At 45.1% G+C, this 26,176-nt stretch carries 23 protein-coding genes, 2 tRNA genes and 1 riboswitch; of the genes, 17 read left to right on the top strand and 8 right to left on the bottom strand.

The window, feature by feature from the left end; genetic code table 11:
* Window positions 1-3 precede the first annotated feature (3 nt).
* From dprA to WMO28_RS11340, 10 genes are all read left to right on the top strand, one after another.
* Complete coding sequence (gene dprA, locus WMO28_RS11385; protein ID WP_178643042.1) at window positions 4-891, top strand: DNA-processing protein DprA; 888 nt, start codon at window positions 4-6, stop codon at window positions 889-891.
* A 75-nt stretch (window positions 892-966) separates the two neighbouring features.
* Window positions 967-3,039, top strand: a complete 2,073-nt coding sequence (topA, locus tag WMO28_RS11380; protein ID WP_178643044.1) for a type I DNA topoisomerase — start codon at window positions 967-969, stop codon at window positions 3,037-3,039.
* A gap of 147 nt (window positions 3,040-3,186) precedes the next feature.
* Complete coding sequence (codY, locus tag WMO28_RS11375; protein WP_021975897.1) at window positions 3,187-3,972, top strand: GTP-sensing pleiotropic transcriptional regulator CodY; 786 nt, start codon at window positions 3,187-3,189, stop codon at window positions 3,970-3,972.
* Between the two features lie 338 nt (window positions 3,973-4,310).
* The gene (gene groES, locus WMO28_RS11370; RefSeq protein WP_015524351.1) at window positions 4,311-4,595 is read left to right on the top strand and encodes a co-chaperone GroES; all 285 of its coding nucleotides are present in this window, start codon (window positions 4,311-4,313) and stop codon (window positions 4,593-4,595) included.
* A 47-nt stretch (window positions 4,596-4,642) separates the two neighbouring features.
* Window positions 4,643-6,262, top strand: coding sequence for a chaperonin GroEL (gene groL, locus WMO28_RS11365; protein ID WP_349057050.1), 1,620 nt, complete (start codon window positions 4,643-4,645; stop codon window positions 6,260-6,262).
* Window positions 6,263-6,377: 115 nt separating this feature from the next.
* Entirely contained in the window at window positions 6,378-6,881 is a 504-nt protein-coding gene (locus tag WMO28_RS11360; RefSeq protein WP_178643048.1) for a DUF6106 family protein, read from the top strand.
* Between the two features lie 69 nt (window positions 6,882-6,950).
* Window positions 6,951-8,405, top strand: coding sequence for an IMP dehydrogenase (guaB, locus tag WMO28_RS11355; RefSeq protein ID WP_178643050.1), 1,455 nt, complete (start codon window positions 6,951-6,953; stop codon window positions 8,403-8,405).
* 169 nt (window positions 8,406-8,574) lie between these two features.
* Entirely contained in the window at window positions 8,575-9,255 is a 681-nt protein-coding gene (locus tag WMO28_RS11350) for a peptidoglycan recognition protein family protein (protein WP_178643054.1), read from the top strand.
* A 68-nt stretch (window positions 9,256-9,323) separates the two neighbouring features.
* A riboswitch (ZMP/ZTP riboswitch) is annotated at window positions 9,324-9,405 on the top strand.
* Between the two features lie 77 nt (window positions 9,406-9,482).
* Window positions 9,483-10,196 carry an IMP cyclohydrolase gene (locus WMO28_RS11345; protein ID WP_178643051.1) on the top strand — a complete coding sequence of 238 codons (714 nt, stop codon included), beginning with the start codon at window positions 9,483-9,485 and terminating at the stop codon, window positions 10,194-10,196.
* A gap of 36 nt (window positions 10,197-10,232) precedes the next feature.
* Window positions 10,233-11,417 carry a phosphoribosylaminoimidazolecarboxamide formyltransferase gene (locus WMO28_RS11340; RefSeq protein WP_349057047.1) on the top strand — a complete coding sequence of 395 codons (1,185 nt, stop codon included), beginning with the start codon at window positions 10,233-10,235 and terminating at the stop codon, window positions 11,415-11,417.
* Window positions 11,418-11,567: 150 nt separating this feature from the next.
* Here WMO28_RS11340 and WMO28_RS11335 read toward each other — a convergent pair.
* Window positions 11,568-11,640: transfer RNA gene (locus tag WMO28_RS11335), tRNA-Gly, on the bottom strand.
* Window positions 11,641-11,758: 118 nt separating this feature from the next.
* A complete protein-coding gene (locus WMO28_RS11330) occupies window positions 11,759-12,448 on the bottom strand; it encodes a lysozyme family protein (protein ID WP_178643805.1) in 690 nt (229 codons plus the stop codon).
* Window positions 12,449-12,611: 163 nt separating this feature from the next.
* Between WMO28_RS11330 and WMO28_RS11325 the strand changes: the two genes are divergently transcribed.
* Window positions 12,612-13,691: a 3D domain-containing protein gene (locus WMO28_RS11325; protein WP_349057045.1), complete on the top strand. Its 1,080-nt coding sequence runs from the start codon at window positions 12,612-12,614 to the stop codon at window positions 13,689-13,691.
* A gap of 70 nt (window positions 13,692-13,761) precedes the next feature.
* Here WMO28_RS11325 and WMO28_RS11320 read toward each other — a convergent pair.
* Together WMO28_RS11320 and WMO28_RS11315 are read right to left on the bottom strand one after the other, a co-directional pair.
* Window positions 13,762-13,834 (bottom strand) — tRNA-Phe (locus tag WMO28_RS11320).
* A gap of 132 nt (window positions 13,835-13,966) precedes the next feature.
* The gene (locus WMO28_RS11315; protein WP_349057043.1) at window positions 13,967-15,151 is read right to left on the bottom strand and encodes an iron-containing alcohol dehydrogenase; all 1,185 of its coding nucleotides are present in this window, start codon (window positions 15,149-15,151) and stop codon (window positions 13,967-13,969) included.
* 226 nt (window positions 15,152-15,377) lie between these two features.
* On the opposite strand from WMO28_RS11315, the gene WMO28_RS11310 reads away from it, so the two are divergent.
* The gene (locus tag WMO28_RS11310; protein WP_178643811.1) at window positions 15,378-16,286 is read left to right on the top strand and encodes an FAD-dependent oxidoreductase; all 909 of its coding nucleotides are present in this window, start codon (window positions 15,378-15,380) and stop codon (window positions 16,284-16,286) included.
* 86 nt (window positions 16,287-16,372) lie between these two features.
* Window positions 16,373-16,672 (top strand): thioredoxin, encoded by a 300-nt coding sequence (gene trxA, locus WMO28_RS11305; protein WP_178643813.1) that lies wholly within the window; start codon window positions 16,373-16,375, stop codon window positions 16,670-16,672.
* A 4-nt stretch (window positions 16,673-16,676) separates the two neighbouring features.
* Here the strand turns inward: trxA and WMO28_RS11300 are convergent, their stop codons facing one another.
* Window positions 16,677-17,357, bottom strand: coding sequence for a helix-turn-helix domain-containing protein (locus tag WMO28_RS11300; RefSeq protein ID WP_178643815.1), 681 nt, complete (start codon window positions 17,355-17,357; stop codon window positions 16,677-16,679).
* A 150-nt stretch (window positions 17,358-17,507) separates the two neighbouring features.
* Here WMO28_RS11300 and WMO28_RS11295 point away from each other — a divergent pair, with 150 nt between their 5' ends.
* The 3 genes from WMO28_RS11295 (at window position 17,508) to trmL (ending at window position 20,445) form a co-directional block, all read left to right on the top strand.
* On the top strand, window positions 17,508-19,193 hold the full coding sequence (locus tag WMO28_RS11295; RefSeq protein WP_178643817.1) for a DUF4080 domain-containing protein: 1,686 nt from the start codon (window positions 17,508-17,510) through the stop codon (window positions 19,191-19,193).
* Between the two features lie 104 nt (window positions 19,194-19,297).
* Window positions 19,298-19,942, top strand: a complete 645-nt coding sequence (locus WMO28_RS11290; protein ID WP_178643819.1) for an AIR synthase-related protein — start codon at window positions 19,298-19,300, stop codon at window positions 19,940-19,942.
* A gap of 2 nt (window positions 19,943-19,944) precedes the next feature.
* Window positions 19,945-20,445, top strand: coding sequence for a tRNA (uridine(34)/cytosine(34)/5-carboxymethylaminomethyluridine(34)-2'-O)-methyltransferase TrmL (gene trmL / locus WMO28_RS11285; RefSeq protein WP_178643821.1), 501 nt, complete (start codon window positions 19,945-19,947; stop codon window positions 20,443-20,445).
* Between the two features lie 110 nt (window positions 20,446-20,555).
* Here trmL and WMO28_RS11280 read toward each other — a convergent pair whose 3' ends face one another.
* Genes WMO28_RS11280 through WMO28_RS11270 form a run of 3 tightly spaced genes read right to left on the bottom strand, consistent with a single transcriptional unit; the run spans window position 20,556 to window position 25,060 of the window.
* Window positions 20,556-21,965 (bottom strand): ATP-binding protein, encoded by a 1,410-nt coding sequence (locus tag WMO28_RS11280; protein WP_178642126.1) that lies wholly within the window; start codon window positions 21,963-21,965, stop codon window positions 20,556-20,558.
* On the bottom strand, window positions 21,962-22,663 hold the full coding sequence (locus WMO28_RS11275; RefSeq protein ID WP_349057042.1) for a response regulator: 702 nt from the start codon (window positions 22,661-22,663) through the stop codon (window positions 21,962-21,964). The genes WMO28_RS11280 and WMO28_RS11275 overlap by 4 nt, the downstream gene beginning before the upstream one ends.
* A gap of 15 nt (window positions 22,664-22,678) precedes the next feature.
* Entirely contained in the window at window positions 22,679-25,060 is a 2,382-nt protein-coding gene (locus WMO28_RS11270) for an endonuclease MutS2 (RefSeq protein WP_349057041.1), read from the bottom strand.
* 165 nt (window positions 25,061-25,225) lie between these two features.
* Between WMO28_RS11270 and WMO28_RS11265 the strand changes: the two genes are divergently transcribed.
* Window positions 25,226-26,173: a 3'-5' exoribonuclease YhaM family protein gene (locus tag WMO28_RS11265; RefSeq protein WP_349057040.1), complete on the top strand. Its 948-nt coding sequence runs from the start codon at window positions 25,226-25,228 to the stop codon at window positions 26,171-26,173.
* Window positions 26,174-26,176: the final 3 nt, after the last annotated feature.

Genomic DNA, 26,176 nt, shown 5'->3' with positions numbered 1-26,176 from the left:
ATAATGGAAGAAAAACAGAAAACCGCTATAAAACATGTCACAAAAAACAGTAATGAATATCCCGAAAGACTACGCTCCCTTGCTGGTATGCCGGAAGAACTCTATTATATTGGAAGATTTCCGGAAGATGATAAGCCCACAGCGGCGATCGTGGGAGCCAGGATGTGCAGCGCATACGGAAGAATCCAGGCGTTTAATTACGCAAAATACTTAAGTGAAAACGGAGTGCAGGTGATCAGCGGTATGGCAGCGGGAATTGATGCAGAAGGACATAAGGGAGCACTGGAAGGGGGAACGCCTACTTTTGCGGTGCTTGGAAATGGGGTTGACATCTGTTATCCGGCATCCAGCAGGAGTATTTACAGAAGGATTCCGGAGAATAATGGAGGAATCATCAGTGAATATTCTCCGGGAACCGGTGGCAGAGCATACCATTTTCCGGCAAGAAACCGGATCATCAGCGGACTTTCGGATCTGGTGCTTGTGGTAGAGGCGAAAGAAAAAAGCGGTTCCCTGATCACTGCAGCATGTGCACTGGAACAGGGAAAAACGGTTTATGCGATCCCGGGTGCTGTAAATGACGCTTTAAGCCGTGGTTGCCACAAGCTGATCTACGACGGAGCGGGGATCGCATACTCGCCGGAAGTGCTTCTGGATGAATGGGGTCTGTCTGTGAAAAAAAAAACGAAATTGTCGCAAAAAACCAAGTTAGGACTTGCAACAGATTTGGATTTGGTGTATAGTTGTCTCGATTTACGACCAAAAAATCTGGATCATATTATCAGAAAAACCGGCTTTCCGCCGGGAAAAACAGCCAGTATCCTGGCACAGCTCACAGTGATGGGACTTGTGAGGGAAACTGGGAGACAGCATTATATCAGACTTGAATAACTGCCTGCTGTTCTGAGCTTTTTGCGTAGCTGCAGTATACGGGATGGGAGGCAGAGTGAGATTAGGAGAGGTAAAATGGCCAAAAATCTGGTGATAGTAGAGTCACCTGCTAAAATGAAAACGGTAAAAAAATTTCTGGGGGCAAATTATACTGTAGAAGCATCAAACGGCCACGTGCGGGATTTCCCGAAGAGCCAGTTTGGTATTGACGTAGAGAATGATTTTGAACCCAAATATATTACAATAAGAGGAAAAGGTGAGCTTCTTGCCAAACTGCGTAAGGAAGCCAAAAAAGCCGACAAGATCTATCTTGCAACTGACCCCGACCGTGAAGGAGAGGCGATCTCCTGGCATCTGATGCAGGCATTGAAGACAGATCCTGCAAAAATGCACAGGATCACGTTTAACGAGGTAACCAAGACAGCAGTCAAGGCTTCCATCAAGCAGGCCCGCGAGCTGAACATGAATCTTGTGGATGCACAGCAGGCAAGACGTATGCTGGACCGTATGGTTGGTTACAGCATCAGCCCGCTTCTCTGGGCAAAGGTAAAGCGAGGCTTAAGTGCAGGCCGTGTGCAGTCTGTGGCACTTCGTATCATCTGCGACAGAGAAGAGGAAATCAATTCCTTTATTCCGGAGGAATACTGGAGCCTGGAAGGTGAATTCCAGGTAAAAGGGGAAAAGAAGCCGCTGACAGCCAAATTTTACGGAACAGATAAGAAGCTTCCAATCAAAAATCGTCAGGAGATGGATGAGATCCTGAAGAAGCTGGAAAACTGTAAATATGAGATTACCGAGGTAAAAAAAGGCGAACGAATCAAAAATGCACCACTGCCGTTTACCACCAGTACCTTACAGCAGGAAGCATCTAAGACACTGAACTTTTCCACACAGAAAACCATGCGTCTGGCACAGCAGCTGTATGAGGGTGTTGATGTCAAGGGAAGCGGCACGGTTGGTCTGATCTCTTATCTGCGTACGGATTCCACCCGTATCTCCGAGGAGGCAGATGCAGCAGCAAGAACCTACATCACAGAACAGTATGGTGAGAATTATGTTTCCAGAACAGAGAAGACCACGAAGAATAATCAGAAGATACAGGATGCACATGAGGCAATCCGTCCTACTGACATTTCAAGAACACCGGTCCTTGTAAAAGAATCTCTTACAAGAGATCAGTTCAGACTTTATCAGCTGATCTGGAGACGTTTTGCAGCCAGCAGAATGGCACCGGCACGTTACGAGACAACATCCGTCAAAATCAGCGCCGGAGAATATACTTTTACGGTTGCAGCATCCAAGGTTGCATTTGATGGTTTTATGTCTGTATATACAGAAGACGGTGATGACAAGAAGGGCAATGTATTGAGCCAGAGCCTGGAAAAAGGCATGGAGCTTAAACTGAAGGAACTCAAGCCGGAACAGCATTTTACACAGCCGCCTGCACATTATACAGAGGCCTCTCTTGTAAAAACCATGGAGGAGCTGGGAATCGGACGACCAAGTACTTACGCACCGACGATCACAACCATCATCAGCAGACGTTACGTATCCAAGGAACAGAAGAATCTGTATGTCACCGAGCTTGGAGAGGTTGTCAATAACATCATGAAGCAGGCGTTTCCAAGTATCGTGGATGTAAACTTTACAGCAACCATGGAAGGACTTCTGGACTGTGTTGAGGCAGGTACGGTACAGTGGAAGACTGTTGTCAGAAACTTTTACCCGGATCTGAAGCATGATGTGGATGAGGCGGAGAAAGAACTGGAGAAAGTCGATATCCAGGATGAGGTCACAGATGTGGTCTGCGATAACTGCGGACGCAACATGGTCATCAAATACGGACCGCACGGAAGATTCCTTGCATGCCCTGGTTTTCCGGACTGCCGCAATACGAAACCATACTATGAAAAGATTGGTGTTTCATGTCCGAAGTGTGGCGGTGAAATTGTCATGAAAAAAACGAAAAAAGGCAGAAAATACTACGGATGTGAGAATAATCCGGAATGTGATTTCATGTCATGGCAGAAACCATCCGCTAAGAAATGTCCGAAATGTGGCAATTATATGCTCGAAAAGGGAAATAAGCTGGTTTGCAGCCAGGAAACCTGCGGATATGTGGAACAAAAGCCAAAAGATGAAGATTGATCGAATAAATGCTTTTCTACCAATTTTCAGAAAAGCCCGTTAAAAATGAAAAAAATATAAAAATGTCTTGTAAATTTCCAGAATAACGTGTAATATTAGACTAGAAAAACGATTTCTTTCAAGGTACGAAAGTGAAAGGAGGAAAAAATGAGCGTTCAGTTGCTAGATAAAACTAGAAAGATCAACAAGCTTCTGCATAACAGTAGTTCAAGCAAGGTAGTGTTTAACGACATTTGCCAGGTGCTCATGGAAACCTTAAGTTCCAATATCCTGGTACTCAGTAAGAAAGGTAAGGTTCTGGGAGTTAGTATTTGTCCGGGTGTGGATGAGATCACAGAATTGATCGACGATAAGATTGGCGGACACATCGATCCGTTATTGAACGAAAGATTTCTTGGCGTTCTTTCCACAAAGGAGAATGTTAATCTCCAGACACTTGGTTTCGAACATGTACCCGGAAACTATCAGGGAATCGTGAATCCAATCGATATTGCAGGTGAGAGACTGGGAACATTGTTCATGTACCGCAATGATCATCCTTATGATATTGAGGATATCATTGTCAGTGAATACGGCACAACAGTCGTAGGCCTGGAGATGATGCGTGCGGTTCATGATGAGAATGCCGAAGAAGACAGGAAACAGCAGATCGTGAAATCTGCATTCAGTACACTGTCCTTCTCAGAGCTTGAAGCAATCATTCACATTTTTGATGAGTTGGATGGAGATGAGGGAATCCTTGTTGCCAGCAAGATCGCTGACAGAGTCGGCATCACAAGATCTGTGATCGTAAATGCACTGCGTAAGTTCGAGAGTGCAGGCGTGATCGAATCCCGTTCTTCCGGAATGAAGGGAACCTACATCAAGGTTCTCAACGAAGTGATCTTTGACGAACTTGAGGAGATCAAAGCACAGAGAAATAAGAAGGCATAAGGTTAAATGTTTTGACCAGATAGAATGAAGCACGTGACGAAAGAGACTGCCCGTTATCACCGGGAGGTCTCTTTTTTTAACGGAATAAGGTAAGTACCGGCGGGCTGCGAAAAGCAATAAGCAGTGCTTAAGAAAAAAACAAAATAAATAATGAAATTAAGAAAATAAGAGAAAACAAGAGAATAAAAGAGAAAACAAGAGTATACATCAGAAAAACTATATATTAAAAGAGTTGCGAAAAAACGTGAAATTAACTAATATAGCCATAGTGATTAGCACTCGTAGAAAGTGAGTGCTAGCAAGCGAAAAATGGAACTTATAAAGGAGGAACATAGATCATGAAGTTAGTACCTTTAGGCGACAGAGTAGTATTAAAACAGGTTGAAGCAGAAGAGACAACAGCATCCGGAATCGTACTTCCGGGACAGGCACAGGAGAAACCACAGCAGGCAGAGGTTATCGCAGTTGGCCCTGGCGGAGTTGTAAACGGTAAAGAAGTTAAGATGGAAGTAGAAGTTGGAAACACTGTTATCTACTCCAAATATGCAGGAACAGAAGTTAAGATGGATGGAACAGATTACATCATCGTTAAACAGGAAGATATCCTTGCAATTATTAAATAATATAAACAGCTTATCGTATATAAATATAAACAGGAGGTCATTTGATCATGGCAAAAGAAATTAAATACGGCGCAGAAGCAAGAGCAGCACTTGAGGCTGGTGTAAACAAACTTGCCGATACAGTAAGAGTAACACTTGGACCGAAAGGAAGAAATGTAGTACTTGACAAATCTTTCGGTGCTCCGCTTATCACAAACGATGGTGTTTCCATTGCAAAAGAGATCGAGCTTGAGGACGGATTCGAGAATATGGGTGCTCAGATCATCAAAGAGGTTGCATCCAAGACAAACGATGTAGCTGGTGATGGTACTACAACAGCAACCGTACTTGCACAGGCAATGGTACATGAGGGAATGAAGAACCTGGCAGCAGGAGCGAACCCGATCATCCTCAGAAAAGGAATGAAAAAAGCAACAGATGTTGCAGTAGAAGCAATCAAGAACATGAGCCAGGCAATCAACGGAAAAGCTCAGATCGCTAATGTAGCCGCAATCTCTGCAAGTGATGAGCAGGTTGGACAGCTGGTTGCAGACGCTATGGAGAAGGTTTCCAAGGATGGTGTTATCACTGTTGAGGAGTCCAAGACCATGCATACAGAGCTTGACCTTGTTGAAGGTATGCAGTTTGACCGTGGATATATTTCCGCATACATGTCTACAGATATGGAGAAGATGGAGGCAACTCTTGATGATCCGTATATTCTGATCACAGATAAGAAGATCAGCAACATCCAGGAGATCCTTCCGCTTCTTGAGCAGGTTGTTCAGGCTGGTGCAAAGCTTCTCATCATTGCAGAAGATGTTGAGGGTGAGGCTCTCACAACCCTGATCGTTAACAAACTGAGAGGAACCTTCCAGGTAGTAGCTGTTAAAGCACCTGGCTATGGTGACAGAAGAAAAGAGATGCTTCAGGATATCGCGATCCTGACAGGCGGACAGGTGATCTCTGACGAGCTCGGTCTTGATCTGAAGGAAGCTAAAATGGAGCAGCTCGGACGTGCAAAATCCGTTAAGGTTGCAAAAGAGAATACAGTTATCGTTGACGGCCTTGGCGATAAAGATGCCATCGCAAAACGTGTTGCTCAGATCCGTGCGCAGATCGAGGAGACAAAATCCGAGTTCGATAAAGAAAAACTTCAGGAAAGACTTGCAAAACTGGCTGGTGGTGTAGCTGTTATCCGTGTAGGTGCTGCTACTGAGACAGAGATGAAAGAAGCAAAACTTCGTCTTGAGGATGCTCTTGCAGCAACAAGAGCAGCTGTTGAGGAAGGTATCATCGCAGGTGGCGGATCTGCTTACATCCACGCATCCAAAGAGGTTGCAAAACTTGTTGCAACACTTGAGGGAGACGAGAAGACAGGCGCAGCTGTTATCATGAAAGCTCTTGAGGCTCCTCTGTTCCACATCGCTGCAAATGCAGGACTGGAAGGCTCTGTTATCATCAACAAAGTAAGAGAGTCTGAGGTAGGTACAGGCTTCGATGCACTGAATGAGAAATACGTAAACATGGTTGAGAACGGAATTCTTGACCCGGCCAAGGTTACAAGAAGTGCTCTGCAGAACGCTACAAGCGTTGCATCTACACTCCTTACAACAGAGGCTGTAGTTTCCACAATCAAAGAGGATACTCCTGCTCCGGCACCAAACCCGGGAATGGGAATGATGTAATTATCAGCTGAGCAGGTGAAATAATTCACAAAATGAGAGGGCCTGCGTCATAGACGCGGCTCTCTTTTTGTGTTATAATCAAAAAAAGTCAGTAAATTACGAAAGGAAGAAGCAAATGAGTGACTTATATTCAGAGCTTCTGGTAAAGAAGCAGCAGACAGCGAAGGATCTTGTTGTAAAATACGGTCTTATTGTGCTGACTGTGATCATGGTTCTGGGAGGCCTTGTTTTTAACGGACTTCTGCTGGTTCCGGCGATCGCTCTTGGTGTGGCATGTTATTTTGTGATACCGAAGACAGATCTGGAATACGAGTATCTTTTTGTCAATGGTGAGCTGGATATCGACATGATCATGTCAAAATCCAAGAGAAAAAGAGTGAAATCTCTTCAGCTTTCCGATGCAGATCTTGTGGCACCGCTGAAATCCCACAGAATGGATTATTACAACGGCAATCAGAAGATGAAAACAATGGATTTTTCCTCCGGTATTGAGGATCACAAGCGTTATGCGATGATCACCAGAGACGGCGGAGAAACCTGCAAAATAATCCTGGAGCTGGATGACCATCTGGCCAACACCATGAAAAATTCAGCGCCAAGTAAAGTTTTTTTAGATTGACACGTATCTTGTTTTTTGTTACACTAGTTCACAAATTTAAAAAATATCTTACACAAGGGAGGAAATGCAATGGGTACTATTATTGGTGAAGGCATTACGTTTGATGACGTCCTGCTGGTTCCGGCTTATTCTAAAGTAATTCCGAATCAGGTTGATGTTTCAACGTATTTAACCAAGAAAGTAAAGCTGAATATCCCCATGATGAGTGCGGGAATGGACACAGTTACAGAGCACAGAATGGCAATCGCCATGGCCAGACAGGGTGGTATCGGTATCATCCATAAGAACATGTCCATCGAGGCACAGGCAGAAGAGGTTGACAAGGTTAAACGTTCTGAGAACGGTGTTATCACAGATCCGTTCTATCTTTCACCGGAGCATACACTGAAAGATGCAAATGATCTTATGGCGAAATATCGTATTTCCGGTGTTCCTATCACAGAAGGCAGAAAGCTTGTAGGTATCATCACGAACCGTGATCTTAAGTTTGAGACAGATTTCTCCAGAAAGATCAAGGAGTGCATGACTTCAGAAGGACTGATCACAGCCAAGGAAGGAATCACACTTGAGGATGCCAAGAAGATCCTTGCCAGATCCCGTAAGGAGAAATTACCCATTGTAGATGACGACTTTAATTTAAAAGGACTCATTACCATCAAGGATATCGAGAAACAGATCAAATATCCGCTTGCAGCCAAGGATGCACAGGGACGTCTTCTCTGTGGTGCTGCTGTAGGTATCACAGCGAATGTACTTGCACGTGTGGATGCACTTGTGAAGGCTAACGTTGATGTTATTGTTATTGATTCCGCACATGGACATTCTGAGAATATTTTAAGAGCAGTACGCGAGATCAAGGCAGCATATCCTGATCTTCAGGTTATTGCAGGTAACGTTGCAACAGGTGCAGCTACCAAGGCTCTGATCGAGGCTGGTGTAGATGCAGTTAAGGTTGGTATCGGACCTGGATCTATCTGTACAACACGAGTTGTTGCAGGTATCGGTGTACCGCAGGTAACAGCTGTTATGGACTGCTATGAGGTTGCAGACCGTTACGGAATCCCGATCATTGCAGATGGAGGTATCAAGTATTCCGGAGATATTACCAAGGCGATCGCAGCCGGTGCGAATGTCTGCATGATGGGAAGTATGTTCGCAGGATGTGATGAGAGCCCGGGAACATTCGAGCTCTATCAGGGAAGAAAATACAAAGTATACCGTGGAATGGGATCCATTGCAGCCATGGAGAACGGAAGTAAAGACCGTTACTTCCAGGAGAATGCCAAGAAGCTTGTTCCGGAAGGTGTTGAGGGACGTGTTGCATACAAGGGACATGTTGAAGATACTGTATTCCAGCTGATCGGTGGTTTAAGATCCGGTATGGGTTACTGTGGAGCCGAGAACATCGAGAAGCTTAAGACAACAGGCAGATTCATCAAGATCTCCGCTGCATCTCTTAAGGAGTCACATCCGCATGATATCCATATCACAAAAGAAGCTCCGAACTACAGTGTAGATGAATAATAAAGGAAAAACAGGCAAGACAGTTAAGAAGTCACCCAGGCCGTCCCATAGCGGGCGGCCTGTTTCCGTAAAAAAAGCCTCTTCGGAAACCCAGAGCAAAAAAACAGCCAAAACTGCCGGAAAGAAGAGAACTTCTCACAGAAAGGGAAGGAGAAATATTTTGCAGCGTATGGTGCTGATCCTCATAGTAGTGATCGTAGCAGTCGCTGTCTGTGCAGTGGGATACGGATTTTTTGAGATGCGTCTGGAGCAGAATGAATTGAATGCCGGGCAGAATGATGGTTCTTCAGGAGATAACGAATCCAGTGGCCCTGAGCAGTGGCAAAAAGAAGGTGCTCCGTATATAGACGTGGAGCTTCTGACACCAAATCCCTATTCCAGACCTCAGCTGCCCATCGAACAGGTGAATTATATAGCTATTCACTATACGGCGAATCCCGGCTCCACAGCAATGTCTAACAGAGATTATTTTGAAAATCTTGCCACAACGCAGGAGAATAAGGTGAGCAGTCATTTTGTAGTAGGACTGGAAGGCGAGGTGGTACAGTGTATCCCGACTTCCGAGATGTCCTATGCCACCAATTCCAGAAATGTGGATACCATATCCATCGAATGCTGCCATCCTGACGAAACAGGACAGTTTAATGACGCGACCTACAGCTCGGCTGTGAAGCTGACAGCGTGGCTCTGCACCCGCTTTGGACTTGGAACAGATCAGGTGATCCGTCATTATGATGTCACAGGTAAAGACTGCCCGAAATATTATGTGGAAAATCCGGATGCCTGGATCCAGATGAAGGAAGATATTGCCGCACAGATTCAGGAAGATTACGCATTACAGGGAAAATAATATATGCGAAAAAATAATTTCTGAAAATTAGGACTTGAAAATTCAGAAGAAGTATTGTAGTATAACACCAGAAGCTGCATGACTGGCGGAGAGTAGGATTACCTACGGGGAGTGCAGCGAATTGAGAAGCCGACCGCCTGGGCGCCTGATAACGGGGTGCCCAGGCGGTTTTTTTGTAATCTACCTGGAGCACCGGGCCTTATAACAGACAAGGAGGATTGTGAAAAATGACTACATTTTCACTTGAGAAAGAACTGAAAGAGAATTCCTATCCGGGAAGAGGAATCGTGATCGGCCGTTCCGCTGATGGAAAGCATGCAGTCACAGCATACTTCATCATGGGAAGAAGCGAGAACAGCAGAAACCGTATTTTTGTGGAGGATGGTGAAGGAATCCGCACACAGGCTTTTGACCCGTCCAAGCTTACAGATCCGAGCCTGATCATTTATGCGCCGGTGCGTGTTCTTGGAAATAAGACCATTGTGACGAATGGTGACCAGACAGATACTATTTATGAGGGAATGGACAGACAACTTACTTTTGAACAGTCTCTCCGTACAAGAGAGTTTGAGCCGGATGCACCGAACTATACACCTCGTATTTCCGGTGTGCTTCATGTTGAAAATGGTAAATTTAACTATGCAATGTCCATCTTAAAGAGCAATCAGGGAGATCCGGATTCCTGTCTCCGTTATACTTTTGCTTATGAGAATGCAGCAGCGGGACAGGGACGTTTTATTCACACATATAAATGCGATGGAAATCCGCTTCCAAGTTTTGAGGGAGAGCCGAAGCCGGTAGAGATCCCGAACGATATCGATAACTTTACGAAGCTCCTCTGGGAGAGCCTGAACCAGGATAACAAGGTTTCACTGTTTGTACGTTTCATTGACATTGAGACCGGTAAATATGAATCCAGAATTGTAAACAAGAATAAATAAAAGTAATCGTCATCGTCAAAAAGGAGGATTTTTTCCATGAAAGAATTACAGTTAAAATACGGATGCAACCCGAATCAGAAACCATCTAAGATCTACATGGCAGACGGAAGTGATCTTCCGATCCAGGTACTTTCCGGAAAACCAGGATATATCAATTTCCTGGATGCATTTAATGGCTGGCAGCTTGTACGTGATCTTAAGAAAGCAACCGGACTTCCGGCAGCAACATCTTTCAAGCATGTATCTCCGGCAGGTGCAGCGATCGGACTTCCTCTTACAGAAACACTGGCCAAGATCTACTGGGTAGATGATATGGACTGGAAGAATTTTTCGCCGCTCGCATGTGCGTATGCAAGAGCAAGAGGCGCAGATCGTATGTCATCTTTTGGTGATTTCATTTCTCTTTCTGATGTCTGCGACAAAGATACCGCAATGCTGATCAAAAGAGAGGTTTCTGATGGTGTTATCGCACCAGGATACACAGAGGAAGCACTGGAGATCCTGAAACAGAAGAAAAAAGGAAACTACAATGTGATCCAGATCGATGAGAATTATGTTCCGGAACCACTGGAGCATAAACAGGTATTTGGTGTTACTTTTGAGCAGGGTCGTCAGGAGCTTGCCATTGATGACGAACTGATCGCCAATATCGTAACCGAGAATAAGGAACTTACAGAGGAAGCGAAGAGAGATCTTAAGGTTTCCCTGATTGTTCTGAAATATACACAGTCCAATTCCGTATGCTTTGTAAAAGATGGACAGGCGATCGGTGTGGGTGCAGGACAGCAGTCACGTGTTCACTGTACACGTCTTGCAGGACAGAAGGCAGATAACTGGTATCTCCGTCAGTGCCCGAAAGTACTGAACCTTCCATTTAAAGACAGCATCACACGTGCAGAGAGAGACAATGCGATCGATGTTTACATTGGTGATGAGTACATGGATGTTCTGGCTGATGGCACCTGGGAAAAAACTTTCACAGAGAAACCGGAGGTATTTACAAAAGAAGAGAAGAGAGCATGGCTGGATGGCCTTACCGATGTAACTCTTGGTTCTGATGCGTTCTTCCCATTCAGTGATAACATCGAGCGTGCACATAAGAGTGGCGTGAAATATATCGCAGAGCCAGGTGGATCTGTCCGTGATGATGCAGTTATCGAGACATGCAACAAATATGGAATGGTAATGGCATTTACAGGAATCAGACTGTTCCATCACTAAAATTTTACCATTAAGATAAAAAACGATCCCGGATCGAAAGCAGAAGAAAAGCTTTGATCCGGGATATTTTTGAGTAAAAACAAAAAGAATCTGGGAGGTACAGATTTTTTTAGACAAAAAAAGAACTCTGTAATCTACAGAGTTCAAAAGAGCGATAGACGGGGCTCGAACCCGCGGTCTCGACCTTGGCAAGGTCGCGCGTTACCAACTACGCCACTATCGCATATGCCTTATCGGTTGAGGCGTTTCCCTCAGCGACAAGATATATACTATCATAGTTTTTTGCGGATGTCAAATATTTTTTTCGATTTTTTGAAAAAATTTGTAAAAAACAGTAACGATTACGCTTCGCTGTCTGTGTGATAGTAACGCAGTACATGATCCGGATAGTACTGATCGCCATATGCCCACGGTCCGGCCGGATCGTGGAGAGGATCATCTTCGTCCCGTTCCTTACCGCCGCTGGCCATCTGTGCAAAAGCCTGAGCACTTTCAGCAGTCCAGGTGGTTTCCCCATTTTTTTCGAGATAAGAAAAATAGGAATCCGCACCGAAATTATAGGCCTGGAGAGCAAGCCGGATATGCGGCAGATCATCAGGACTGGTGCAGCCGGCTTTATCAAGCGCGTATTTCAGCTCCTGTATTCCACAGGCAATAGAATAGGAAGGATCCGTGATCCCGTTAGGTTCCTGCGGATATTGTGTATTATAAGAGCCTTCCGAGGACTGCATCGGGTCATTGCCATGTCCGGAGCTCTCCTGCATCATAACAGCCAGGATGAGATCCACATAATCGGACATGCCATATTGTGCAGCTTCGGCAGTTACCTCGTCCCGGTAGGATTCGCATGAGGAATTGATCTGATAAGCATTCTGCTGCCTGGACGGAAAACGCATAAAGAGCGAAATGAGGCAGACAATGATCACCAGGAAGAGACAGCCAAGCATGATTTTCTGTCTGCGTACCTGCCGTACACGGAGAAGCTGACGCTGTTTTTTTGTGAGTTTGGGATTTTTCGTTTTTGTATTCATAAGAATATTGTAACTGCTGTGTACAGATTTGACCAGTTAAGAAATGTGATCTTTTTGTTAAAAATTTCTGAAGATGACCCTGTAAAATTGCAAAATACGATATGATATGCTATGATAGTCGGGACAAACAGCAGAATGCCGAAAAAAGGAGGCAGGATTTTTTATGCGAAAAAGGCTTCTTGCAGTTATTTTGTGTGCTTCCGTATTGTTTCCCGTATCAGCATCCGCAGAGGTGCCGGGATATGAGGCTACACTGAATACATATACACAGGAGAAAAAAACGCCCCAGCAGTTTCAGATCGATGATGGGGCAGGAAATACAGTAAATGCGCTGGCGAAAACAGACACACTTTACGTTACAGCGAAAAATACAGTGATCAGATCGAATCCGGGGGACAGCGGTACAGAGCTCAGATCTGTGCTTCTGGGAACGAAGCTGGAGAGAGTAGCGGTCTGTGATAATGGATGGAGTAAGGTCACATTTCAGAAAGATGGCGAGGATAAGATCATTGGCTATGTACAGGACGACGTGCTCAGTGATACGGAAACTGTGAATAAATTTACAGATACTGTCACAGCGGCGAAAGATAGCGATATCCTGGATTATCCAGGCAGAAAAGACGGAGAAGTTGTTGGAGAAGTTCTTCAGGACGATGAGATTAAAAGAACAGGAACAGTCGATGACATCTGGAGCCGGATCGTATATACGGATGACAGCGGCTCGGAACAGACAGGATATATTCCAACTAACGCTCTGGAAGGATATCAGGATACAGAAGTAGCTAAGGCAGAACAGGAAAAGGAGACAAAAGCAGGTTCCCTTACCAAGAGCTCCGGAGAGGGAGTTTTTGCAGAGGCAGTGGATGGCGTGACTTCTACGGGCGGTTCTGATTCAACAGCGAAAGGTGTTAAAGAGGGAACTCCGATATCGGTTTCCTCGGATGCAACACTGAAGCCACTTGGAACTTTCCGTGTTACCCATTACTGTCCTTGCAGCATTTGTTGTGGACCGTGGTCTAATGGAATCACATCCACAGGTGTGACAGCAACGACTAACCGTACGATCGCTGTAGATCCGAGTCAGATTCCGTATGGTTCTAAGATAGTTATCAATGGTCAGGTGTATGTTGCAGAGGACTGTGGTGGCGCGATCCGTACCAACTGTATTGATGTGTATGTGGCAACGCACGCAGAAGCAGAACAGAAAGGTGTATTCTACACGGAGGTTTATCTGCTTCAGTAAAAAACAAAAAACTATACTAAAAAAGACTGCCTAAAGCGGAAAGGCAGTCTTTTTTTGGACAAAAAAATAATGCCCAGAGCCGGAATCGAACCAGCGACACGAGGATTTTCAGTCCTCTGCTCTACCAACTGAGCTATCTGGGCATGTGCTCTTGCGAGTACTTTGTTACTTTAACACATTTATGTGTGGATTGCAAGCGGAAAAATAAAAAAATTGCAGATGTTTTTTCAAAAAATCTGATTTTCGTAAAAACATCTGCAATATCTTATCGTGCTTTATCTTGCTGCCAGATAGATTTTTTCCATGTCCTTCATATTCAGCTGACGGAATACACCGATGGTACGCGTATCTTCGAAACTGCATTTGAATGCGAGGTCGTGAATTTCTTTTTCTGAGAGATCAAGGCCAAGCTCATGAAGGCTGGTCGGCATCTGGATGGAACGGAAGAAATCTTCCATGGCTTCAATACCGGCAAGAGCAGTCTTGTTAAAATCAAGGCTGCATGGAATCTCAAACACATTCGTTGCAAACTGGGCAAAACGCTCCGGATTAGCCTCATAAACATAGCGTGCCCAGCTTCCCCAGAGAGCGGCAAGACCGGCACCGTGAGCCACATCATAAGTTCCGCCAAGCTCGTGCTCCAGCTGGTGGCATGCCCAGTCACCGCCACCGGTCCCGCATCCGGTAAGCCCGTTGTGGGAAAGACTTCCTGCCCACATGATCTCTGCTCTTGCAGTATAATTATCAGGTTCCTTCATAAGGATCCGTGCGTTGTAGATCACAGTCTGCATCAGAGATTCACTGATACTGTCTGTGATCTCCATGGTTTCGATGTTTACGAAATAGCGTTCCATTGTGTGCATCAGGATATCAACGCAGCCGCTCTCAGTCTGATACTGAGGAAGAGTATAGGTGAGTCTTGGATTTAAAATGGCGAAACGCGGTCTGCAGAGATCGTTGCGCGCAGTGCTTCGTTTCAGCCAGCCTTCTTCATTAGTGATAACGCAGGAGTTGCTCATCTCGCTTCCGGAAGCTGCGATGGTAAGGATGACACCTACCGGCAGACAGGCTTTCGGAGTTTCGGTGCGGAGAAAGAACTTCCACACATCAGTCTCCGGATTGGCAAGCCCGTAGCCGATTGCCTTACAGGAATCAATTACACTTCCGCCGCCTACGGCAAGCAGAAAATCCACATTTTCCCTGCGGCAGAGTTCAATTCCTTCTCTTACCTTGGAGAGACGCGGATTGGGAACAACACCTCCCAGAGTGACATAGGCGATACCGGCTTCATCAAGATTTTTTTTGATCTCGTCGATCAGTCCGGATTTCACTGCACTGTGTCCGCCATAATGAATCAACACTTTATGACAGTTCTGCCCTTTGAGAAGAGTGCCGATCTGAAGGTGTGTATCTTTTCCGAAGATGACCCGTGTGGGGGCAAAATATTCAAAATTTCTCATGTATGTAAATCTCCTTATAAATGGTTTTGATTATTTCGGACAAACTGTTATAATAATAGCATAGAAGAGAAACAGGTGCAAGATTTCAGGCTGCGTAGAACCTGGGAAATGTGATATAATATTACTGATTTCAGTACAAAAGTGACCAGGTCACGGAAATGGGCAGCAGCAGAGTGTATATTATAGAACAGATTCCAAAGAACGAAGAAGAAAGCAGGTGTCTGAAATGGAAAATATCATTATCATAGGTGCAGGTCCGGCAGGTATTTCAGCTGCACTTTATGCAGCAAGAGGAAATATGGATCCGCTGATCATAAATACAGGGATCGGTTCCCTGGAAAAAGCAGAGAAGATTGAGAACTACTATGGACTTGAGAAGCCTCTTTCCGGAAAAGAGCTCTTTGAAAGAGGACTGGAACAGGCCAGAGCACTTGGCGTTCGGATCCTGGATGCCCAGGTTGTGGGAATGGGTGGCTTTGATACCTTTGAGGTGAAGACTACAGCAGGTGATCTTGAGGCAAGAAGTGTGATACTTGCAACAGGAAGCAAGAGAGCCACTGCGAAGATTCCGGGTGTGAAGGAATTTGAAGGAAAGGGTGTCAGCTACTGTGCAGTGTGTGATGCGTTTTTCTACCGCGGCAAAGAAGTTGCAGTTCTTGGAAACAGCGACTTTGCTCTGCATGAAGCAGAAGAACTTTCCCATACAGCTTCTCATGTAACGATCTTTACCGATGGAAAGAAACCTGAATTTTCCAGAGAGAATTCCATTGATGTAAATACCATGAAGATCCAGGCAATTGAAGGCGATGAGCGGGTATCCGGAATCCGTCTGGAGAGTGATATGAGTATGCAGGAAGCAGGAGGAGAGGCTACGTCCTTTGAACCGGCTGAGGGTGTTTTTGTAGCACTTGGCACAGCGGGAAGCTCAGAGATGGCCCGTCAGATCGGAGCTGAGCTCAATGAAAAAGGCAATATAAAGGTCAATGCAGATATGGAGACTACAGTTCCGGGGCTGTACGCAGCCGGAGACTGTACAGGCGGTCTTCTTCAGGTAGCCAAGGCTGTTCACGACGGAGCACAGGCAGGCCTTTCCGCCTGTCAGTATGTGCGGAAGCTTCTGAAAGAGCAGGCATAGCTTCTGGAGAATTGCACACACTGATAGCTGTATAAAATATATAATAGAATCAGGTTTTTCATGAAAAATAAGGAGGAATAATTATCATGGCAAAAGTTTTTACAACAGACAATTTTGAGGCAGAGGTATTAAATGCAGAGAAACCGGTACTGGTAGACTTCTGGGCTACCTGGTGCGGACCGTGCAGACGTCAGGCTCCGATCGTAGAAGAGCTTGCAGAGGCCGGATATGAAGTTGGCAAGGTTGATGTAGACAAGGAGCCATCCATTGCACAGCAGTATAAGATCATGAGCATTCCTACACTGCTTGTATTCAAAGGCGGCAAGGAGACAGCCCGTTATGTTGGACTGACACCGAAGGCAACACTTGAGGAAGCACTTCAGTAAAAAATCATAAAGTATTCATCATTTCATAGAGACGGCTTTTGTTCAGAATGCGGATCGATCCCCGCGAGATCTGGATAGAGCCGTCTTTGCTCATTTTTTTAAGACTGCGGCTGACCGCTTCTCTTGCACTTCCGATGGAGCGCGCGATTGCTTCCTGGGTAAGAAGAAGCTCATCGGAACCGGTATCTGCGGCTTCATCCAGAAGGAATGCAGCAATTCGTTGTGGAAGCGTCAGAAAAAACGTCCGCTCGATTCCGGATATTACATCGGAAAAATGCTCGGTAGTCAGTTTATAGATAAAGTTTTCCAGATAGATGTTATTTTTCATAAGTCTGGAAAAAGGTACTGCAGGCAGAAGCAGAAGAACACAGTCTGTTTCGGCGTCAATCTGTACATCAAAGGTGATCGCTGAGAGCATGCAGGAGGCAGAAAGCGTACAGATTTCATTGTCCCTTAAACGGTACAGCGTGGCCTCTTTTCCCTGGGAGGAGAGAAGGTAAACTCTTAAAACTCCCTTCAGGAGAAAAAGGGTTCCCAGACACTGCTTCTCTTCAGACTGTACGGCAACACCTGCCGGATAATGAAGCTCATGGATATTATCAAGAAGAAAATTTTGATCTGTTTCTGTCATATGCTCCCAGAAAGGAAAGGTCTGAAAATATTTCAGACAGCTGTTTCTGTCCATTAAATCGTACTCCTTATATAAAAATTTTGTAAGTAGTAACTAATTATACTCTGATTCGGGGGTAAACACAACGTACGATTTACTTTACATCCGCAGAAAGGAACGTTATAATCAGAAATCGAAAAGAATAAAATCAAGGAGAAGATAAATTTGAAAATCTTACTTGCAGCATGCAATGCGAAATATATACATTCCAATCTGGCGGTATATAATCTGAAATCCTGTTCAGGTAAATACAGCCCCCAGGTCGTGATCCGGGAATATACGATCAATCAGATCCGGGATGAGATTCTGAAAGATATTTATCTGGAGCAGCCGGATGTTGTCTGTTTTTCCTGCTATATCTGGAATATTTCTTTTGTAAAGGAGCTGGCTCCGGACCTGAAGAAAATTCTTCCGGAGACCGATTTCTGGGCAGGTGGTCCTGAGGTGTCCTATGATGCGAGGGAATTTCTCCGGAAAAATCCAGCGTTTTTCGGTGTAATGGTAGGAGAAGGCGAAGAAACTTTCCATGAGCTGGCAGGCTATTATATTAAGAAGAATCCCAAAAATCTGAAAGAGATCCAAGGTGTGGCATTCCGTGATGAGCTGGATGTCCCGAATATCGTACACACAGGCTGGAGAGAGCTGATGGATTTAAGCAAAGTACCTTTTGCATATAAAGATCTTACAGAGTTTAAGAACCGGATCATTTATTATGAGAGCAGCAGAGGTTGTCCGTTTTCCTGCAGCTACTGTCTTTCTTCTATAGATAAGAAGCTCCGTTTTCGCGATATTGAGCTGGTGAAAAAAGAGCTGCAGTTTTTTATCGACAATAAAGTTCCGCAGGTGAAATTCGTGGACCGTACCTTTAACTGCAAGCACGATCATGCCATGGCAATATGGAAATATATCACAGAGCATGATAATGGAATCACGAATTTTCATTTTGAGATTTCGGCAGATCTTCTCCGTGAGGAAGAGCTGGCTCTGATGAAAACCATGCGTCCGGGACTGATCCAGCTGGAGATCGGTGTGCAGTCTACCAATCCGGAGACGATCAAAGCGATACACAGAACCATGGATTTTCAGAAATTGCGGATGATTGTGGACAGAATCCACAGCTTTGGAAATATCCATCAGCATCTTGATCTTATCGCAGGCCTTCCGTATGAAAATTACGAGAGCTTTCACAAATCCTTCTGTGATGTGTATGCTATGCGTCCGGAGCAGTTCCAGCTTGGTTTTCTGAAGGTGCTTAAAGGATCTCATATGATGGAGATGACGGAAGAATACCAGATCCTTTATAAAGACAGGGAACCATATGAGGTACTTTCCACAGCGTGGCTTGACTATGGCGAAATTTTGAAGCTGAAAATGGTGGAAAGTATGGTGGAAGTGTATTATAATAGTGGTCAGTTCAAAAATACCCTTGTATTTCTGGAACAGTATTTTGAAGATCCGTTCCAGATGTACGAGGCACTGGGCAGATTTTATGAGAAGAAGGGATATTCCGAGATCTCCCATTCCAGAATGAGACGTTATGAGATCCTTATGGAATTTGCCGGGGAACACAGCGAGATTCCACAGGAAGGACTTTCAGATGTGATGGTTCTGGATCTTTATCTCAGAGAAAATCTGAAAAGCAGACCATCCTTTGCATCAGATCAGAAGCCGTATGAGCGCCTGGTCTGGGATTACCGGAAAGCAGAAAAAATTCCGAAAACCGCACATATCGAAGTGTTCCGGGATGGAAGAAAGTTTCTTTTCGACTATATGCACAGGGATCCGCTGACCAACAATGCGAAATTAACGGATATTACAGATGAGGTGAATAAAAATTATGGGAATGTTTGATCCAAAAAAAAGAAAAGTGATCACAGCGATCATTGCAGTTATTCTGGTTCTTGCAATGGTAGTTCCGACTGTGCTTTCGCTGATCATTTACTAAGGCGATACGTATGAAACTTGGGAAAAAAGCCCTCGAGGCATTACAAGCGGAAATAGACGGAATTCTTAAGCCGGGCGACGAGCTGATCGTTGCAGGAGCTGTGGCAGCGGAAGGAACTGCATGGCTCACAGAGAACCGGCATGAGAAGCTGAGAGAATTTTTTGCAGAACGTTTTCTGGAGGATGCCAGAAGACTTCCGGAGATATATGGAACCGGAAGGCTGGAAGAAAACAATAAAGTCTGGAAAATGGCGGAAAAAGCTGGTGCCAGTGCCAGATACCTTATGGGCGAAGGTGGATTTCTTGCCGCACTCTGGAAGATGGCTGAGGCTTCCGGGGTAGGACTGGAAGTAGATCTTCGGACTGTGCCTATTCGTCAGGAAACCATCGAGATCTGTGAGATCTTTGATGTGAATCCCTATAAGCTTCTATCCGGAGGAAGTATCCTTCTGGGAATCTCAGGCGGAGATGCTTTTGTGCAGGAGCTTCGAAGGGAAGGAATCATGGCTGCAGTGATCGGACAGACCAATTCCGGAAATGACCGGCTTCTCTACAGCGGCGGAAACGCCAGATATCTGGAACGTCCGGCGAAAGATGAGATCAACCGTTTCCGGGAGAATTCCGGAGAAATGACAGAACAGCAGAAAAGAGGATAGAAATGGGAGTTTTAAATATTGTGCTCCATGAGCCGGAGATTCCGGCAAATACAGGAAACATTGGAAGAACCTGTGTGGCTACAGGAACCAGATTACATCTGATAGAGCCGCTTGGATTCCGTCTGAATGAGAAAGCTATCAAGCGTGCAGGTATGGACTACTGGGAACATCTGGATGTGACGAGATATCTGGATTATGAGGATTTTCTCAAAAAGAATCCAGGTGCAAAGATTTATTATGCAACAACGAAAGCGCCACAGAGTTATACAGATGTGCAGTATGAGGATGACTGCTTTATCATGTTCGGAAAAGAGAGCGCGGGTATTCCGGAAGATATCCTGGTAAACAATCAGGAAAACTGTGTGAGGATTCCTATGATCGGAGACATTCGTTCGCTGAACTTAAGCAATTCTGTTGCGATCGTACTTTACGAAGCACTGAGACAGCATAATTTTATACATATGAACCTGGAAGGGCATCTGCGGAATTATGAATGGAAATAAAAAATAAAACGTAAATGGAAATAAAAAGAACTTTCTTGCAGACTGTGATGCAGTGTTAATAGTCTGATGAGAAAGTTCTTTTTATTTATAGCATTTCAGAAGATCAGAGATTACTTTGACTTTTCAAGTGTAAAGAGAAATTCAGTACCTACGCCAACGGTGCTGATCACATTGATATTCTGTTTATGTGCATTGATGATCTCTTTTACAATGGCGAGACCGAGGCCGGTACCCTTGCGGTCTTTTCCCCGGGAAGCATCGATCTTGTAAAAACGGTCCCATATTCGTGGGAGACTTTCCTTCGGGATGCCGGTGCCGTGATCCTTTACAGAGACAAATACCTTTCCGTGTTTTACTGTTGTTTCCAGTTCGATAGAGGAACTATCGTTGCTGAATTTTACAGCATTGTCCAATAAATTGTACAGTACCTGCTGGATTTGTTCCATATCGGCACGGACAAAGAGCTCTTTTCCTGCCAGACGGAGCTCAAGGCGGATATTACGTTCTGAGCAGGTTCCCTCAAAAGTAGCGGCAGTGGTGCGGATCGTTTCGTTGATATCAAAACGGCGCATATGCATCATCCGTTTTTTGACGTCCAGTTCATTCAGGGTGAGGAGACTTCGTGTAAGCTTCTCAAGACGGGTAGATTCAAATGCAATGACCTTGAGATATTTTTCCTGCATTTCCGGTGGGATCGTGCCATCCAGCATAGCTTCCACATAACCCTTGATTGAAGTAAGCGGTGAGCGGAAATCATGGGAAACGTTGGAAATAAACTGTCTCTGATATTCTCCGTTTTTGTTCAGTTTATCTGCCATATAGTTGAGGGAATGAGAGAGATATCCCATTTCATCCTCGGAATCTACAGGAATCGTGTAGGAAAGATTTCCGTTGGCGAATTCCTGCGTGCCTTTCAGGATTTCCTTTAAGGGCTTATGTACCCGGTAAAAATATACCAGCAGAAAACTGAAAAACAATGCGTAGATCACAAGGAAGATGATGATCATTACTTCCATGATATTGCTGCGGCTTTCGTAGAGATTTTTCATTGGATAATGAACCGCAAGATAACCGATGACCTGATCGGTATCTTTTACAGGAACGACTGTTGTTAAATGGGCAGTTTTGAATGTCCCATAAAATGTACCGGAGGAATAGCATTTCTCATTATAGTCAGAAGGACTGAAATCCTTAACTTTTATATGTCCGGTATCACTGTCGTGTTCGGAAGTGTTTATAAGAACGGTTCCTTCAGTATCCATGATCCAGAAATCTGCATTTTCAAAAGAGGCAGCAGAAGAAAGAGAGAGGGAAAGCTTCTGGCTGTCAGGATTTTTTACCGCCTGCCGGATCTCATCCTGGGAAACAATATGGCTGGCTGTCCGGTAAAGGGAAGTACCGGTAGTTTTTTCCAACTTCTTTTCTACGAGGTAGGAGCCACCGGAGGAAAGCAGCAGAAAGCAGATTCCTCCGATCACAAAATAAAGAATCAGAAGCTTGGTGTAGAGATGCTGCTTCATGAAGCTTTTACCTCGAATTTATAGCCGATGCCCCATACTGTGGAAAGCGCCCAGTTAGGATTGTCTTTGATCTTTTCACGCAGACGCTTAATGTGAACATCGACAGTTCGGGTGTCACCGATATATTCATATCCCCAGATGTGATCCAGAAGCTGCTCTCTTGTAAAAACCTGATTGGGAGAGGCAGCCAGAAAATAAAGCAGCTCAAGCTCTTTTGGAGGCATATCAATCTGGTGTCCCATATATGTCACTGAATAATTGGTAAGGTTGATCACAAGGTCCGGATAGGAAACACATTTTTCCTTAGGGGCGGAAGCTGGTGATTTCACATGGAACCGTCGCAGAACAGCGCGGACCCGGGCTACCAGTTCCTTGGAATCAAAAGGTTTGATGATATAATCATCAGCCCCCAGTTCAAGACCGAGAACCTTGTCAAAAGTTTCGCCCTTGGCAGAGAGCATGATGATCGGTACGTCGGAAGTATGCCGGATTTCGCGGCATACCTGATAACCGTCGATTCCCGGAAGCATGAGATCCAGGAGAATGAGATCCGGGTGAAAAAGGTGGAACTGCTTCAGGGCTTCTTCGCCATCATTTACGATCTTGGTCTCAAAGCATTCTTTTGTGAGATAGAGAGCCACAAGCTCTGCAATATTGTTGTCATCGTCAACAATGAGAATTTTTTGTTTTGTAGCCATGATAAGCTCCTTTTTTTATTTTTTGAATTCTACAATAGTCACACCGGCATCGCCTTCTCCGAATTCGCCGAGACGGAAGGATGCCACGTGCTTCTGACGCTTGAGATAATTGTGTACACCTTTACGGAGAGCACCGGTACCTTTACCGTGAACGATGCGGACGGATTTCATATGTGCGATATAGGCATCATCCAGATATTTATCCAGCTCTGCCACAGCTTCATCCACAGTTTTTCCCAGAAGATTGATCTCTGTGGAAATGCTGGCTGCTTTTGACATACGGATCTTTCCTGCACCGGTACGCTGCATGGACGGAGTGGTGATCACTGGTTCATCCACAAGTTCCAGATCAGAGATATGTACCTTGGAGCGGATGATACCCATCTGTACAAAAAGGTATCCTTTGGAATCCGGATGGCTGGAAACAGTTCCCTTGAGGTTCAGACTCAGTACTTTTACTGTGTCACCAAGAGAAAGATCCGATGGTTTCAACTCTTTCTTTGGTTTCTGTTTCTGCTGTTTGGAGGACATGCCTTTTTCAGCTTTTGACATACGTTTTTTCAGATTCTGGCGTTCTTTTTCCACGGAAGCAGTGTCCACGTGATCTTTCTGGAATTTATGGAAAAGCTTCATGGTCTGGTCTGCATATTCCTTGGTGTCGCGGAGAATCGCATGCGCCTGTTCGTTGGCTTCGCGGAGAATCCGTTCTTTACGTTCATCTAGCTTTTCTTCTTTTTCCTGGAGATTCTTCTTAAGTTCTTCGACCTGCTCTTTATAGCGGGCGATTTCTGCACGCTCATTTTCGATGGTGACACGGCTCTGTTCCAGAGAAGTCAGAACATCCTCGAAGGATTCATCCTGTTCGCTGATCTGCTCCTTTGCCTTGTCAATGATATAGTCCGGAAGTCCCAGTTTGGAAGAGATAGCGAAAGCGTTACTCTTTCCGGGAACACCGATGAGGAGACGGTAGGTAGGTCGTAAGGTTTCCACATCGAATTCGCAGCAGGCATTCTCCACGCCTTTGGTGGAAAGAGCATAGACCTTCAGCTCGCTGTAATGTGTGGTAGCCATAGTGCGGATTCCCTGTTCATGGAGGTGAGACAGGATCGCGATGGCCAGAGCTGCACCCTCGGTAGGGTCGGTTCCGGCACCAAGCTCATCGAAGAGAACCAGAGAGTCCTGATCTGCAGATCTGAGGAAGGAAACTACATTTGTCATATGGGAAGAGAAGGTACTCAAGGATTGCTCGATACTTTGCTCATCACCGATATCTGCGTAGACTTCGCGGAAAAGTGCAAGCTCGGAGCGGTCAAGAGCAGGAATGTGAAGACCGGACTGTCCCATCAGAGTAAGAAGTCCAACGGTTTTCAGGGAAACAGTTTTACCACCGGTATTTGGTCCTGTTACAACAAGTAGGTCAAAATCATCTCCCAGGCGGATGTCGATAGGGACAGCCTTTTTCTTATCAATCAGAGGATGCCTTGCCTGACGCAGACGGATCCGTCTCTCAGTATTAAAAATTGGTTCGCTGGCATTCATATCCATAGCAAGGGCTGCCCGGGCAAAAATAAAGTCCAGCTGAACCATAATGGAAAGATCGGCATGGATCGCCTCCAGCTCGGCAGCAACCTGCTGGCTTAAAGAAGCGAGAATCACTTCGATCTCTTTCTGTTCTTTCAGCTCCAGTTCACGGATATCGTTGTTCAGCTTGACAACAGCCATCGGCTCTATGAAAAGTGTGGAACCGGTAGCGGACTGGTCATGGATCATACCGGCAACCTGGCCTTTATATTCGGCTTTTACGGGAATACAGTAACGACCGTCACGCATGGTGATCACGGCATCCTGAAGATAGTTTCGGGCGCTTCCGGAAACCAGGGAAGAAAGCTGTGTATGGATCCGGTCGTTGGTTGATTTGATACTGCGGCGGATCTGGCGAAGTGTGCTGCTGGCATCGTCACTGATCTCATCTTCGGAAATAATACAGCGACGGATTTCGGTGCTAAGTGGTGTCAGAGGCTCCAGTGCCGCAAACATTCCGTCAAGGGAATCGGTCATTCCATCGTCACGGTCACTTCGGGAATAGGCTTTGACACGGCCGGTATTCTCTAAGAGACTGCAGACAGAAAGCAGTTCCGGTGCGTTCAGTGCACTGCCAACGGTGAGTCGCTTCAGTGTGCCGCGGATATCCTTGACACTGCCAAAGGAAATGCCGCCTTTTTTGAAGAGGCGGGCAAGGGCATCGTGGGTCTGCAGCTGCATGGAACGAATCTCTTCGATATCTGTGGAAGGGGTAAGCTTCCGGCAGAGATCTTTTCCCATAGGGGAAGAGGCTTTGTCTGTGAGCAGATCTATAATCTTATAGTATTCAAGTGCTTTATATGCTTTTTTGTTCATTGTTGCTCCTTTTTGTTACTTTTGTTACTTTGTATGCCTTTGTATATAACACAGGATACATGCAAAGACATTCTGTTTCTTATTTTACATGATTTCCGTAGCAAAGGAAAGTAAAATGTGTTATGATACTGAATAAAGTAAAGGGAATAGAAAGGCAAATAATTTATGCGTTTTTTAAATGAATTACACGAGGGAGACAGAGTAAACGGAATTTATCTCTGTAAACAGAAACAGGCAGCCATGACGAAGAATGGTAAGCCATATGAGAATTTGATCCTTCAGGACAAGACCGGTGTGATCGATGGTAAGATCTGGGACCCGAATTCTCTGGGGATCGATGAGTTTGATGCACTGGATTATATAGAGATCATGGGAGATGTGACAAGTTTTGCAGGTGCCATGCAGCTGAACATCAAGAGAGTCCGCAAAGCCGGAGAGGGTGAATATGATCCGGCAGATTATCTTCCGGTCAGCGAGAACAGTGTGGATGATATGCAGAGTCAGCTTATGGCTCTGATAGACAGTGTGAAGAATCCGTATCTTTCCCAGCTTCTGAAGAAGCTTTTTGTAGAAGATAAGGAATTTATGAAAGTGTTCGAGGGACATTCAGCAGCGAAAACTGTGCATCACGGATTCATCGGCGGTCTGATGGAGCATACTCTTGGAGTGACACGTCTCTGTGATTATATGGCGAATGCGTATCCTCTTTTGAACCGAGATCTTCTGATCACAACAGCACTTCTTCATGATGTTGGAAAAACCAGGGAGCTTTCTGCTTTTCCGATGAATGATTATACAGATGAGGGACAGCTTCTGGGACATATTATGATTGGAGCACAGATGGTACACGATCTGGTGAAAGAAATTCCGGATTTTCCGGAGAAGATTGAGAATCAGGTGATCCATTGTATCCTTGCCCATCATGGTGAGCTGGAGTACGGATCTCCGAAAAAACCTGCACTTGCAGAGGCAGTTGCTTTGAATCTTGCAGATAATACAGATGCAAGAATGGAGACGCTGACAGAGATCTTCCATGCAGACAAAGGAAAAAAAGAATGGCTTGGCTACAACCGTTTTTTTGAGTCCAATTTAAGAAGAACAGGAGATATTTAATTA

The organism is Blautia aquisgranensis, from assembly GCF_040096615.1.
Lineage (GTDB): Bacteria > Bacillota > Clostridia > Lachnospirales > Lachnospiraceae > Blautia_A > Blautia_A aquisgranensis.
This window is presented reverse-complemented; position numbering and strand designations above follow the sequence as displayed.